This window comes from Janibacter melonis (genome assembly GCF_003721155.3).
Lineage (GTDB): Bacteria > Actinomycetota > Actinomycetes > Actinomycetales > Dermatophilaceae > Marihabitans > Marihabitans melonis.
Genome location: NZ_CP044548.2, coordinates 2,616,561 through 2,630,053 on the forward strand (window position 1 = coordinate 2,616,561; position 13,493 = coordinate 2,630,053).

General features: G+C 72.6%; 12 protein-coding genes. 8 read left to right on the forward strand and 4 right to left on the reverse strand.

The features are described 5' to 3' along the window. Positions 1-21: 21 nt before the first annotated feature. Positions 22-924, reverse strand: a complete 903-nt coding sequence (locus EEW87_RS12520) for an SDR family NAD(P)-dependent oxidoreductase (RefSeq protein ID WP_123092729.1) — start codon at positions 922-924, stop codon at positions 22-24. After that, complete coding sequence (locus EEW87_RS12525; protein WP_123092728.1) at positions 921-2,132, reverse strand: acetyl-CoA C-acyltransferase; 1,212 nt, start codon at positions 2,130-2,132, stop codon at positions 921-923. The genes EEW87_RS12520 and EEW87_RS12525 overlap by 4 nt, the downstream gene beginning before the upstream one ends. Positions 2,133-2,232: 100 nt before the next feature. Here EEW87_RS12525 and EEW87_RS12530 point away from each other — a divergent pair, with 100 nt between their 5' ends. Genes EEW87_RS12530 through EEW87_RS12555 form a run of 6 tightly spaced genes read left to right on the forward strand, consistent with a single transcriptional unit; the run spans position 2,233 to position 9,417 of the window. After that, positions 2,233-3,462 (forward strand): acetyl-CoA acetyltransferase, encoded by a 1,230-nt coding sequence (locus EEW87_RS12530; protein WP_123092727.1) that lies wholly within the window; start codon positions 2,233-2,235, stop codon positions 3,460-3,462. Positions 3,463-3,491: 29 nt separating this feature from the next. Beyond that, the gene (locus EEW87_RS12535; protein ID WP_123092726.1) at positions 3,492-5,009 is read left to right on the forward strand and encodes a carotenoid oxygenase family protein; all 1,518 of its coding nucleotides are present in this window, start codon (positions 3,492-3,494) and stop codon (positions 5,007-5,009) included. A 32-nt stretch (positions 5,010-5,041) separates the two neighbouring features. Then, complete coding sequence (locus EEW87_RS12540; RefSeq protein ID WP_123092725.1) at positions 5,042-6,043, forward strand: winged helix-turn-helix transcriptional regulator; 1,002 nt, start codon at positions 5,042-5,044, stop codon at positions 6,041-6,043. Continuing rightward, the gene (locus tag EEW87_RS12545) at positions 6,040-7,119 is read left to right on the forward strand and encodes an NAD(P)H-dependent amine dehydrogenase family protein (protein WP_123092724.1); all 1,080 of its coding nucleotides are present in this window, start codon (positions 6,040-6,042) and stop codon (positions 7,117-7,119) included. The genes EEW87_RS12540 and EEW87_RS12545 overlap by 4 nt, the downstream gene beginning before the upstream one ends. A gap of 19 nt (positions 7,120-7,138) precedes the next feature. Beyond that, positions 7,139-8,701, forward strand: a complete 1,563-nt coding sequence (locus EEW87_RS12550) for a long-chain-fatty-acid--CoA ligase (RefSeq protein ID WP_123092723.1) — start codon at positions 7,139-7,141, stop codon at positions 8,699-8,701. Next, positions 8,698-9,417: a VOC family protein gene (locus EEW87_RS12555; RefSeq protein ID WP_123092722.1), complete on the forward strand. Its 720-nt coding sequence runs from the start codon at positions 8,698-8,700 to the stop codon at positions 9,415-9,417. Before EEW87_RS12550 ends, EEW87_RS12555 begins: the two co-directional genes overlap by 4 nt. 63 nt (positions 9,418-9,480) lie before the next feature. Here the strand turns inward: EEW87_RS12555 and EEW87_RS12560 are convergent, their stop codons facing one another. Next, positions 9,481-11,109: a long-chain-fatty-acid--CoA ligase gene (locus EEW87_RS12560; RefSeq protein WP_205473725.1), complete on the reverse strand. Its 1,629-nt coding sequence runs from the start codon at positions 11,107-11,109 to the stop codon at positions 9,481-9,483. Between the two features lie 2 nt (positions 11,110-11,111). Beyond that, positions 11,112-11,882: an SDR family oxidoreductase gene (locus EEW87_RS12565; protein WP_123092721.1), complete on the reverse strand. Its 771-nt coding sequence runs from the start codon at positions 11,880-11,882 to the stop codon at positions 11,112-11,114. 122 nt (positions 11,883-12,004) lie between these two features. Between EEW87_RS12565 and EEW87_RS12570 the strand changes: the two genes are divergently transcribed. Both EEW87_RS12570 and EEW87_RS12575 read left to right on the forward strand, forming a co-directional pair. Continuing rightward, positions 12,005-12,787 carry an ABC transporter ATP-binding protein gene (locus EEW87_RS12570; RefSeq protein WP_205473838.1) on the forward strand — a complete coding sequence of 261 codons (783 nt, stop codon included), beginning with the start codon at positions 12,005-12,007 and terminating at the stop codon, positions 12,785-12,787. Next, positions 12,784-13,491 (forward strand): ABC transporter ATP-binding protein, encoded by a 708-nt coding sequence (locus EEW87_RS12575; RefSeq protein ID WP_123092719.1) that lies wholly within the window; start codon positions 12,784-12,786, stop codon positions 13,489-13,491. Before EEW87_RS12570 ends, EEW87_RS12575 begins: the two co-directional genes overlap by 4 nt. Positions 13,492-13,493: the final 2 nt, after the last annotated feature.

The window sequence follows — 13,493 nt, forward strand, 5'->3', positions numbered from 1 at the left end:
GGTCCTTCGAGTCGGAGGTGGTCAGGCGAGATCGGCGGCGAGGCTCTGGAAGGCGGCCTGCGCGTCGGAGTAGGTGTGGCGCTCGCCCGCCCGGCTGCGGTCGAGGAGGTCGGAGAGCACGAAGGGGTCGAGCCGGGCCGCGTCGGGGAGGCGCACCGTGCCCCCTTCGACCGACTCGGCCAGACGGATGCCCGAGCCGGCCGCGACGACGACCTGCCCGTTGAGGGTGCAGCGGGGGTCGGCGAGGGCGCCGACCACCGGTGCGACGAGCTCGGAGCGCATCCGGTCGGCGTGCCGGGGATCCATGCCCTGCTCGGTCATCTGGGTGGTGGCGTAGGGGAGCAGGACGTTGGTGAGCACGCCCTTGGGCGCGCCCTCCGCGGCGGCGGTGCGGCCGAGCGCGATGACCGCGCCCTTGCTCGCGGCGTAGGCGGAGACGGTCGGCTCGCCGTGCAGGCCGGCGGTCGACGCGACGAGCACCAGCCGGCCGTGGCCGGCGGCGCGCATGTGGGCCAGCGCCGGCGCGATGACGAGCGCCGTGCCGGTGACGTTGACCTCCATGACCGTGCGGAAGTGCTCGGCCGAGGTCTTGTGCAGCATCTGCGGCATGCTCACCGCGGCGCTCGTCACGCAGATGTCGAGCCGCCCGAAGTGCTCGAGCGCGAGCTGGACGAGCGACGTCCCCGTCTCGGGATCGGCGACGTCGCCGTGGTGGGCCACCGCCCTGCCGCCCGCGGCGAGGATCTCGCTCGTCACGTGGTCGGCGGGCCCCCGGCCCTGCGCGTCGACCTGCCGGTTGCGGTTGTTGACGACGACAGCCGCGCCGAGGTCGGCCAGGTGCCGGGCGAAGGCCCGGCCGAGGCCCTTGCCCCCGCCGGTGACCACGGCCACCTGCCCCTCGAGCGGGCGCTCCGCGGCGCTCATCCCGCGAGCCGCTCGACGAGGACCGCCACCCCGAGGCCGGCGGCGCCGCTCACGGCAGCGACGCCGTAGCGCCCGTCCCGCCGCTCGAGCTCCTCGACGCACGAGCCGACGAGGATCGCCCCGGTCGCCCCGAAGGCGTGACCCATCGCCATCGTCCCGCCGTTGGGGTTCATCCGCTCCGGTCCGACACCCAGGTCGCGCCGGAAGCGCAGGCACAGGGCGGCGAAGGCCTCGGCGAACTCGAAGACGTCGATGTCGTCCGGCGTGAGCCCGGCGCGGGCGATGACCTGCTCGACCGCGCTCTGCCCGGCGGTGAGCATGACGACCGGGTTGACCGACGTCGACGCGGCCGCGAGGACGCGGGCGCGAGGGCGCAGCCCGGTCCGGGCCGCAGCGGCCTCGTCGCCGAGGAGCAGCAGGGCCGCGGCGTCGGCCATCTGCGGAGACGTGCCGACCGTGTGCAGGTGGTCGATGTGGTCGACGCCGTCGTAGGCGCCGAGAGCGATCGCGTCCTGCCCGTCCGCCCCGAGCTGGGCGAAGGCGGGCGGCAGCGCGGCCAGGGCGTCGAGGGAGGTGCCTGGTCGCACGAGCTCGTCATGGGCGGCTCCCGGCGAGCCGTCCGCGTGCGGCACCGGCACGAGCGAGCGGGCGAAGGCCCCGTCCTGGGTCGCCCGGGCTGCCTTCGCGTGCGTCTCGACGGCGTACGCGTCGAGCTCCTCGCGGGTGAAGCCGTCGAGGGTGGCGTTGAGGTCGGCCGCGATCCCCATGTGCACCGAGCCGATCTGGCGGATCGTCGCCGGGTCGCTCCACAGCGGCCCGCGGTCGGTGAACATCGGCACGCGCGAGACGCTCTCGACACCGCCCGCGACCGCGAGGCCGAGGTCGCCTCCGCGCACCCGCGCCGCGGTCTGGCCGACGGCGTCGACGCCGGAGGCGCAGAAGCGGTTGAGGGTGACGCCGGGCACGTCGTCGCCCCAGCCGGCGAGGAGGGTCGCCGTCCGGGCGAGGTTCGCGCCCTGCTCGTCGACCTGTCCGGCGCAGCCGATCGCGACGTCGTCGACGAGGGCGGGGTCGAGGCCGGTGCGCTCGACGAGCGCGCGCTGCAGGTGCAGGACGAGATCGACGGGTGTGTGCTCGTGCAGCGAGCCCCGTGGCGAGGCCTTGCCGCGCGGTGTCCTGACGTAGTCGAGCACGAGAGCGTCGCTCATGAGGTCCTCTTCAGCCGATGGAGTTACTCTGGTAGTTGTAGTACGGTGCGACGGAGATGACAAGTCCTGCGGCCGATGTCGGCTGCACGAAGGGAGTGCGATGAGCGCCACGACCATCTGGGTCCTCGGGGGGTATCAGAGCGACTTCTCGCGCAACCTCACCCGCGAGGGGCACGACTTCGCCGACCTCACCAAGGAGGTCGTCGACCACACGCTCGAGGCGGCGAAGGTCGACGGGGGCGACATCGACGTCGTGCACGTCGGCAACGCCTTCGGGCAGCTCTTCGCCCACCAGGGCCAGCTCGGCGCGATGCCGGCGAGCGTGCGCCCCGACCTGTGGGGCCTGCCCTCCTCACGCCACGAGGCGGCATGCGCCTCGGGCAGCATCGCCGTCCTCGCCGCCGTCGCGGACCTGCGCACCGGCGACCACGACGCCGCCCTCGTCATCGGGGTCGAGCTCGAGAAGACCGTGCCCGGCGACACTGCGGCCGGGCACCTCGGCGCCGCGGCCTGGACCGGCCACGAGGGCCAGGACGCCCGCTTCATGTGGCCGCACATGTTCAGCCGGGTCGCCGACGAGTACGACGCGCGCTACGGCATCGACGAGGTGCACCTGCGGGCGATCGCCCAGACGAACTTCGCCAACGCCCGGCTCAACCCGCTCGCGCAGACGCGCGGCTGGGAGGTGCCCGACCTCGTCGAGGGTGCGGGGTCCGACGACGAGACGAACCCCGTCGTCGACGGCCGCATCCGCCGCTTCGACTGCAGCCAGGTCACCGACGGCGGGGCCGGCGTCGTCCTCGTCACCGACCGCTGGCTCGAGCGCCACCCGAGCGCCCGGCCGATCGCCCAGCTCACCGGCTGGGGTCACCGCACCGTCGGCCTGGGACTGCAGGACAAGATCGACCGCGCCGCCGACAGCCCCTACCTCCTCCCGCACCTGCGCGAGACGGTCCACGCCGCCTTCGACCGCGCCCGCATCGGGCTCGACGACCTCGACGGCCTGGAGACCCACGACTGCTTCACCCCCAGCGAGTACGTCGCCATCGACCACATCGGGCTCACCGGTCCGGGCGAGTCGTGGAAGGCGATCGAGAACGGCGAGATCGAGATCGGCGGGCGCCTGCCGATCAACCCCTCGGGCGGTCTCATCGGCGGCGGTCACCCGGTCGGCGCGAGCGGCGTGCGGATGCTGCTCGACGCGGGCAAGCAGGTCTCCGGCACCGCCGGCGCCTACCAGGTCGAGGGCGCGCGCACCTTCGCCACGCTGAACTTCGGCGGCAGCACCGCCACCACCGTCAGCCTCGTCGTCGCCACCACCGAGCGCTGAGCACACCAGAGCAGGAAGAAGGGACCCCCATGGACGTCGACGTCGTCGGCCGCATCCTGTCGACCCTCCCCGAGGACGACGACCACCCCTACCGGACCGGCCCGTGGCGGCCGCAGACCTCCGAGTGGGTGGCCGACGACCTCGAGGTCGTCGAGGGCGAGATCCCCGCCGACCTCGACGGCGTCTACCTGCGCAACACCGAGAACCCCGTCCACCCGTCGATGAAAAACTACCACCCCTTCGACGGCGACGGCATGATCCACGTCGTCGGCTTCCGCGACGGCAAGGCCTTCTACCGCAACCGCTTCATCCGCACCGACGGCTTCGTCGCCGAGCAGGAGGCCGGTCAGGCCCTGTGGGCCGGTCTCGCCGAGCCCCCGCGGATCGCCCTGCGCGAGGACGGCTGGGGCGCGCGGACCCGGATGAAGGACGCGTCGAGCACCGACGTCGTCGTCCACCGCGGTACGGCCCTCACGAGCTTCTACCAGTGCGGCGACCTCTACCGGGTCGACCCCTTCTCCGCGCAGACCCGCGGCAAGGAGGACTTCAACGGTGACTTCCCCGTCCAGTGGGGCGTCTCCGCGCACCCGAAGATCGACGACCGCACCGGCGAGATGCTCTTCTTCAACTACAGCAAGGACGCGCCGTACATGCACTACGGCGTCGTCGACGAGAAGAACGACCTCGCCCACTACGTCGACATCCCGCTGCCGGGCCCGCGCCTGCCGCACGACATGGCCTTCACCGAGAACTACGCGATCCTCAACGACTTCCCGCTCTTCTGGGACCCCGAGGCGCTGAAGAAGGACGCGCACATCGCGAGGTGGCACCGCGACATGCCCTCGCGCTTCGCCGTCATCCCGCGCCGCGGCCAGACCTCGGACATCCGGTGGTTCGAGGCCGAGTCCACCTACGTCCTGCACTTCGTCAACGCCTACGAGGAGGGCGACGAGATCGTCCTCGACGGCTTCTTCCAGGGCGACCCCGAGCCGGCCGACAACGGCATGGGCGACAAGTGGCAGCGCGCCTTCCGCTTCCTCGCCCTCGACCGCATGCAGTCGCGCCTGCACCGGTGGCGGCTCAACCTCGTCACCGGGGCGGTGCGCGAGGAGCACCTGAGCGACAGCATCACCGAGTTCGGGATGATGAACGGCAGCTACACGGGCGGGGCCTACCGGTACGCGTACGCGGCCACCGGCAAGCCCTCCTGGTTCCTCTTCGACGGCCTCGTCAAGCACGACCTGCACACCGGGGGCGAGGAGCGGATCTCCTTCGGCGACGGCGTCTACGGCAGCGAGACCGCCATGGCCCCGCGCGTCGGCGCGACCGCCGAGGACGACGGCTACCTCATCACCCTGCTCACCGACATGAACGCCGACGCCTCCTACGCGCTCGTCCTCGACGCCGCGCGCGTGGGAGACGGCCCGGTCTGCAAGCTCAAGCTCCCCGAGCGCATCTCCTCGGGCACCCACTCGACGTGGGCCGCGGGCTCGGAGCTGCGCCGCTGGCACACGGCCGACACCGCCGCGGACGCGGTGCACCTGTGAGCGCCCCGGTCGCGGAGAGGCCGTAGCGGCAGATGACGAAGACCCAGGAGCCGGCGGTCCTGCCGGACCAGCCGACGCGCCTCGAGACCGACGGCCCGAACGCCGTCGGGCGGATGCTCGGCCTGCTCGGCGACGAGTGGACCCTCCTCATCGTCCAGCAGTCGCTGCGCGGGATCCGGCGCTACGGCCAGCTCATGGACGCGCTGCCGATCTCGAACTCGACCCTCACCTCGCGCCTGGCGATGCTCACGCGCGAGGGGATGCTCGAGCGGCACGTCTACCAGGACAAGCCGGTCCGGGCGGAGTACCGGCCGACGCCGCGGACCCGGTCGTTGTGGCCCGTGCTCCTCGCGATCTGGGAGTGGGAGCGGCACTGGGTGCCCGACCACGCCGAGCGCCTGCCGAGCATGCACCACGACACGTGCGACGCGGACTTCGCGCCGGTGCTCGGCTGCCGCTCCTGCGGCCGGCCGGTCGCGGCCCGCGAGATCGAGGCCGAGTGGGGCCCGAGCGGCAGCTGGCCGCGATCGGTGCCCGAGGCCGCCACCCGTCGGCGCTCGGACGCCGAGGCCGTCGGCGGCCAGTCGGGTCTCTTCCCCGACACGATGACGATCTTCGGCAACCGCTGGTCCTCCGCGCTCCTCGGTGCCGCCTTCCGCGGGCTGTCGCGCTTCCACGAGTTCGAGAGCGCCCTCGGCGCCCCGCCGACCCTCGTCGCCGAGCGGCTCAAGGCCTTCGTCGCCATCGGCGTCCTCGAGCCGGTCGAGAGCCTCGGCCGCGCCGACTGGGTGCAGTACCGGCTCACCGAGAAGGGCCGCGCCTTCTTCCCCGTGGTCGCCACGAGCCTGCACTGGGCCGAGCAGTGGTTCCACGCCCCCGAGGGCCCGGCGCTGCTCCAGACCCACCGCACGTGCGGGCAGGACTACGTCCCCTTCTTCGCGTGCGACCGCTGCGGCGAGCCGCTCGCCGCGGCCGACATCTCGATCGTCCCCGCCGGCACCGCAGCCACCACGCCCGACGAGGAGAGCCGATGACCGAGCGTCCCTACCGCGTCGTGCAGTGGGCCACCGGCGCGATGGGCAAGGCCGCCCTGCGCACGATGCTCGACCACCCGAGCACCGAGGTGGTCGGCGCCTACGTCTACGGCTCCTCGAAGGTTGGCCGCGACCTGGGCGACATCGCGGGTCGCCCGGCCACGGGCGTCCTGGCCACGGACGACGTCGAGGAGATCCTCGCCCTTCGCCCCGACGTCGTCGTGCACGCCGCCCGGATCGGCGCCTACGGCAGCCACGACGACGACGTCGTGCGCCTCCTCGAGTCCGGCGCGAACGTCCTGAGCATCAACGGCTACACCGACCCGCACGCCCATCCCGGCCACCGGCTCGAGCGCCTCCAGCGCGCGGGCGAGGCCGGGGGAGCGAGCGTCATGGGCGTCGGGCTCAACCCGGGCTTCGTCGCCGAGCAGGTCGCCGTCATGGCGACCGCCGTGTGCGCCTCGCTCGAGCACGTCGAGGTCGTCGAGTCCGCCAACGCCCGCGAGCTGCGCGACCCCCGCTACCTCTTCGACACCCTCGGCTTCGGCGCCGAGATCGACGCCGTCGACCCGAACGACCCCTCGTGGGGCCCCGCCGGGGCGCTCAACGGGATGTACGAGGAGGTCCTCGCCGCGATGGCGCACCACCTCGGCCTCGAGCTCGAGCGGGTCGAGACCGACCACGCCTGCCACCCCGCGCTCACCGACCTCGACCTCCACGCCGGCACCGTGCGGGCCGGCACCGTCGGTCACACGAGGTGGCGGTGGCACGGGGTCGTCGACGGCCGCCGCCGGCTGACGATGTCGATCCACTGGTTCGTCGAGACGGCGCACCTCGAGGACGCCGAGCCCCCGCTGTGGCGTGTGCACGTCACCGGCCACCCGGGGCTGCGGATGTCGATCGACCTCGAGAAGCACCCCGACGACCGCAGCCGGATGGGTGCTGAGCAGTACGCCGTCGCGGGGCAGGTCATCAACGCCATCCCGCACGTCGTCGCCGCGGCGCCCGGCGTCACCGTCCGTCCCGCCCTCACCCCGGCGCGCGGCGCCGGCGCGATCGACCTGTCCGCCCGCTAGACCACCCGAAGGACTCGCCATGGCAGCACGCACCGTCGCGGACCTGCTCCGCCGCAGCAGCACGGCCCACCCCGACCGTCCCGCGATCGTCGGCGAAGGGCGACCGGTCACCTACGGCGAGCTCGCGGAGCGCACCGACCGCCTGGCCTCGGGCCTCGTCGCCCACGGCCTGGGCAGCGGCGACCGGGTCGCTTACCTCGCCCGCAACGCGACCGAGTTCTGGGAGCTCTTCTTCGGGGCCACGAAGGCCGGCGCCGCGATCGTCCCGATGAACTTCCGCCTCGCCGGCGAGGAGATCGCCGGGATCCTCGCCGACTCCGAGCCGGCGGCCCTCCTCGTCGAGGCGCACCTGTGCGAGCTCGTGCCGGACGACTACGCCGGTCACCGGCTCGTCTTCGCCCAGGGTGACGCCGAGCTCGTCGTGCCCCCGGGCTGGACGGCCTACGAGGAGTGGCTCGCCGAGCAGCCCGCGCAGGACCCGTGCCGCGACGCACGCGGCGACGACCTGCTCTCGCTCATGTACTCCAGCGGCACGACGGGACGGCCGAAGGGGGTGACGACGACGGTCGACGGGATGCTCTGGGCGGTCGGCGCCTTCAGCGCGCAGTTCGACGTCTCGCAGGACAGCGTCTCGCTCGTGCCGACGCCGTACTACCACATCGCCGCCGGCGGCTGGTCGCTCATCGCGCTCGCCGCGGGCGGGCGGATCATCCAGCTCACCGAGGTCACCCCGCAGAACATGCTCGGCCTCATGGTCGGCCACCGCGCCACCCACGTCATCATGGTCCCGACCGTCATGCAGCTCTTCATCACCAGCCCCGAGGCGTCGCAGGCCGACTACTCCAGCGTCGAGCACCTCGTCTACGGAGGCTCGCCGATCTCGGAGACGGTGATGATCGGCGCGCAGGAGACCTTCGGCGCCCAGCTCTCGCAGAGCTACGGGCTCACGGAGACGATCGGCGTCACGACGATCCTGCGGCCCGACGACCACCGCGTGGGACCCGAGAGCAAGCTGCGCTCGGCGGGTCGGGCCGTCCCGGGCCTCGAGGTCGCGGTCGTCGACCCGGCGACCGGCGAGGACTGCCCCGTCGGCGAGGTCGGCGAGGTCGTCACCCGCGGCCCCGGCGTCACGAGGTCGTACTGGCGCAACCCGACCGCCACCGCTGACGCCTTCTGGCCCGGCGGCTGGTTCCGCACCGGTGACGCGGGCTACCTCGACGACGAGGGCTACCTCTTCCTCAAGGACCGGATCAAGGACCTGCTGATGTCCGGCGGCGAGAACATCTACCCGGCCGAGGTCGAGAACGCGATCATGGCGCACCCCGACGTGCAGGAGGTCGCCGTCATCGGCGTCCCCAGCGAGCGGTGGGGCGAGACCCCCGTCGCCGTCGTCGTCGCCAAGCCGGGCACCTCCATCGACGAGGCCGGTCTCATCGGCTTCACGCGCGAGCGGCTCGCGCACTACAAGTGCCCGACCGCCGTGAGCGTCGTCGACGCCCTTCCCCGCAACCCCTCCGGGAAGGTGCTCAAGCGCGAGCTGCGCAAGCCCTACTGGGCCGGACACGACAGGAGCATCGGATGACCACGCAGGACCAGGGCTGGGCCACGATCCGTCAGGTGGTGATCGGGGCGGAGGACCTCGAGAGCACCTCGACCCAGCTGCGTGAGGCCCTCGGGCTCCCCGCCGGCTTCGCCGACCCGCTGCTCGAGGACATCGGGCTGGCCGACGAGACGCTGCGGGTCGGCCCCGAGGCGCACCTCGAGGTCGTCGCGCCGCTCACCCCGACGGCGTCGATCAACGGCTGGATCACCAAGGGCGGGGGAGGCGGCGGGTACGCGCTGTCGATCCAGGTGCCCGACGCCGGCGTCCTCGTCGCGAACGCCGAGCGACTCGGCGTGCGCGTCGTCGCCGACCTCGTCGCCTACGAGCGGCGCATCGTCCAGCTGCACCCGGGCGACATGGGTCTGCTCGTCGAGCTCGACGAGATCCCGCAGCCGGAGCAGTGGTTCTGGGACGACATCGAGACCGCCGAGCCCGAGGCGCCCGTCGTCGACGACGTCCTCGCCGTCGAGGTGCAGTCCGGCGACCCCAAGGCCCAGGCGCGGCTGTGGGCCGGGGTGCTCGGGTGCGAGGTGGTCGAGGGCGAGGTGCCGAGCATCGAGCTGGGCTCGCGCACGGTGCGCTTCGTGCGCGGCGAGCGCCGGATGCTCAGCGCGGTCGACCTGAGGTGCGTCGACGCCGTGACACCGCCCGAGCGCACCCTCGTCGTCAGCGGGGTCGAGCTGCGCCTCGTCTGACCGTGCGCACGACGTGAGCGGGCCCCCCTTCGCCGAGACGAAGGGGGGCCCGCCGTCGCGTCGTCAGGCGAAGCGGGAGCGCAGCTCGGTCTTGAGCAGCTTGCCGCTCGCGTTGAGCGGGAGGGCGTCGACGAAGGCCACGGAGACCGGGCACTTGAAGTGCGCCATGCGCTCGCGGGCCCAGGTGACGAGACCGGTCTCGGTGAGCGCCTCGCCCTCGGCGCCCGCAGCGCGCACGACGACCGCCATCGGCGACTCGCCCCACCGCTGCGACGGCACGCCGATGACGGCGACCTGCGCCACCCCGGGGTGCCCGGTGAGGACGCTCTCGACCTCGGCCGGGTACACGTTCTCCCCGCCTGAGACGATCATGTCCTTGAGCCGGTCGTGCAGGTAGAGGTAGCCGTCGGCATCCATGGACCCGCCGTCGCCGGTGCGCAGCCAGCCGTCGGGCATGACCGCGGCGGCGGTCGCCTCCGGTGCCTCCCAGTAGCCCTTCATGACATGCCCGCCGCCGATGAGGACCTCGCCGCGCTCGCCGAAGGGGAGGTCCTCCAGGGTCACGGGGTCGACGACGCGGACCGGCACGTTCGGCATCGGGCGGCCGACGGAGCGCAGGCGGTGGGCCGTCTCCGGGGTCGGCCGGTGGTCTTCTGGCGACAGCATCGTCACGCCGCCCGTCGACTCGGTGAGCCCGTAGGACTGGAGGAACTTGCACCCGAAGACCTCGGTCGCGTCCCGCAGCACCGGCTCGGGCATCGGCGAGGCGCCGTAGACGAGGTAGCGCAACGTCGACCAGTCGGCCTCGCGCACCTCCGGCACCTGCAGGAGCATCTGGATGACGGTCGGCACCGCCACCGCGTGGGTGACGTCGTGCTCCTGGAGGATACGGAAGAGGTCCATCGGCGAGGTCGGGTTGCGCAGCAGCAGGGCCGCGCCGTTGACGTTGGCGACGATGGCCAGCCCGAAGCCCGAGACGTGGAAGAAGGGCACCGGCGCCAGCGCGACGCAGTCGGTGTCGAGCTCCATGACGTAGTGCATCGCGGCGATCGCCTGGCCGAGGTTGGCCCCGGTGAGCTCGATCCCCTTCGGCCGGCCGGTCGTGCCGGAGGAGTAGAACATCAGCGCGGTGTCCTGCGGGTCCCGCGCGTACCCGGGGTCGTCGCTCGGCGCGTCCCACGTCCACTCGTCGTACCCCGTGGAGCACTCCGTCGCCTCGGGGGTGACGACACGGCGCACGGACGGCTGCGCGGCGGCGACCTGCGCGAGGCGCTCCTGGTCGCGACCGAGCACGACGACCGCCGGGCTGCTGTGCGCCAGCACGTACTCGACCTCTGGGACCGCGAGGCGGAAGTTGAGCGCCGTCGGGATCGCCCCCATCTTCGAGGCGCCGTAGAGCACCGCGAGGAAGGACGGCGCGTTCTCGCCGACGTAGGTGACCCGGTCGCCCGGGCGCACGCCGTCGGCGATGAGGCTCTGCGCGACCCGGCTCGCCATGGCGTCGAGCTCGGCGAAGGTCGTCGTGCGGCCCGGCTCGAGGACGGCGGGCAGGTCCGGGGTGGCGGCAGCGCGCCGCCGCAGGATGTCCTCGACCCGCTCGACCCGCGTGCCGTCGGCGTGGAGGGCGTAGTGGGGGTCGCGGTAGGAGTCCGGTGTCGGCGCCATGTACGGGGCGACGTGCTCGACGCTCATCGTCAGGCCTTCGTGCTCAGCGACTCGACGAAGAGCAGCTTGCCCAGGCCCCGCTCGTAGCGCACGGGGTCGAGCGCGAGACGTGCGCGCGACTCGACGGCCATGCGGTCGGTGTCGGCCGTCCACACCCCGCGCTGCATCGCGTCGAGACCGGCGGCCGCGATGTCGCGAGGGTCCTCCTTGTGACCGTCGACGTGCGCCGCCATCCGGGTGTCGACCGAGCCGACGACGAGGGAGGTCACGGTGATGCCGTCCGGCTCGAGCTCGGCGCGGGCGATGCCCCCCAGGTACAGGGCGGCAGCCTTCGAGGGGGAGTAGCCGCCCATGAAGGCGGTCGGCGCGATGGCCGCGACCGACAGGACGTTGACGATCGACCCGCCGCCGTTGGCGGCGATGACCGGCGCGAAGGCCCGGGTCGCGGCGAGCGGCGCGAAGTAGTTGACCTCCATCTCTCGGCGTGCGGCGTCGGGGTCGGCGCACTTGACGAGACGGTCCTGGGCGTGGAGCCCGGCGTTGTTGACGAGCACCGTGGCGTCGCCGCACCGGGCGGCGGCCGCGGCCACGTGCTCTGGGTCGGTGACCTCGAAGGGGATGACCTCGGCCGCCGTGGCGGCGAGCTCGGGCGTGACGTCCTGGGGGTCCCGCACGCCGGCGTAGACCTTCCGCGCACCGCGCTCCAGGGCCTCGGTGACGAAGGCCAGCCCGATGCCTCTGTTGGCGCCGGTCACGACGACCGTCGCGTCCTCGACGCGGGCTCCTCGCAAGGTGCTCATGCGTGTCCTCTCCACAGCTGTCCGGTCGGTCCGTGCCGCCATCGTGATGGTTGACGTCTCACTCTGGTTACTGTAGTAATCACTATCACACTGATAAATGAAGTGTCACGAGGAAGGCAGTCATGGCACTGAGCGAGAACCCCCCGGCAACGGCGCCGGGGACGATGCCCGACAGGGTGTCCGGGTCTGGTCTGTCGTTGCGCGGGGTCTCGATCCAGTTCGGCGGCATCCGTGCCCTGGACGACGTGAGCTTCGACGTCCAGCCCGGTCAGATCGTCGGACTCATCGGTCCGAACGGCGCCGGCAAGACCACGCTCTTCAACTGCATCACCCGCATCTACGAGCCGACCGACGGTGCCATCACCTGGAAGGGCGAGGACCTCCTCGCCCGCCGGGCGCACCGGCTGGCCCAGGGCGGGATCGCCCGGACCTTCCAGAACCTCGCGCTCTTCGACGCGATGACGGTCTTCGACAACGCGATGGTCGGCGGCACGAGCGTGCGCCGCAGCCGCAGCGAGCTGCGGGAGCGGGCCTGGCACCTCGTCGAGCGGCTCGAGCTCCTCGAGGTCGCCTCCCGACCGGCGCACGGGCTCCCCTTCGGCACCCTCAAGCGGGTCGAGCTGGCCCGGGCCCTCATGTCGGAGCCGGAGCTGCTGCTCCTCGACGAGCCCGCGGGCGGGCTGACCCACAGCGAGGTCAAGGAGCTCGGCGAGCTCGTCGTCGCGCTGCGCGACGAGCTCGGCTTCGCCGCCCTGCTCGTCGAGCACCACATGGGGCTCGTCCTCGGCATCAGCGACCACGTCGTCGCGCTCGACTTCGGCAAGACGATCTTCGAGGGCAGCCCGGCCGAGGTGCGGGACAACCCCGCGGTCGTCGAGGCCTACCTGGGACGGCCCGCCGCATGAGCCTGCTGACAGTCACAGACCTCTACGCCGGCTACGGGCCGAGCGAGGTGCTGCACGGGATCTCGCTCGAGGTCGACGCCGGAGAGGTCGTCGTCATGCTCGGCGCCAACGGCGCGGGCAAGACGACGACGATGCACGCGATCAGCGGGCTCATCGCCCGCCGGGGCACCGTCGAGCTCGACGGCCGGCCGCTCGGGCGACGCCCCGAGCAGGTCGTCGGCAGCGGCATCAGCCTCGTGCCCCAGGGTCGCGGCACCCTCGGCCAGCTCTCGGTCGTCGACAACCTGCGGGTCGGAGCGGCGCTGCGCAAGGACTCCGCCGAGGTCGCGAGCGACATCCGCCGGTGGTGCGAGGTCTTCCCGGTCCTCGGGCGGCGTTCCCACCAGCTCGCGGGCTCGCTGTCGGGCGGGGAGCAGCAGATGCTCGCCGTCGCCCGCGCGCTCATGAGCCGCCCGCGGCTGCTGCTGTGCGACGAGCCGAGCCTCGGGCTGGCGCCCATCGTCGTCCAGGAGCTCTTCGCGACCCTCGCCGAGATCAACCGCACCGACGGCACGGCGCTGCTCGTCGTCGAGCAGAACGCCGAGCTGGCGATGGACCTCGCCGACCGCGTCTACCTGCTCGACGTCGGCACCATCGCGGCGACCGGCACCCCCGAGACCTTCCGAGCCGACGACGCCGTGCGCAGCGTCTACCTCGGGTACTAGGA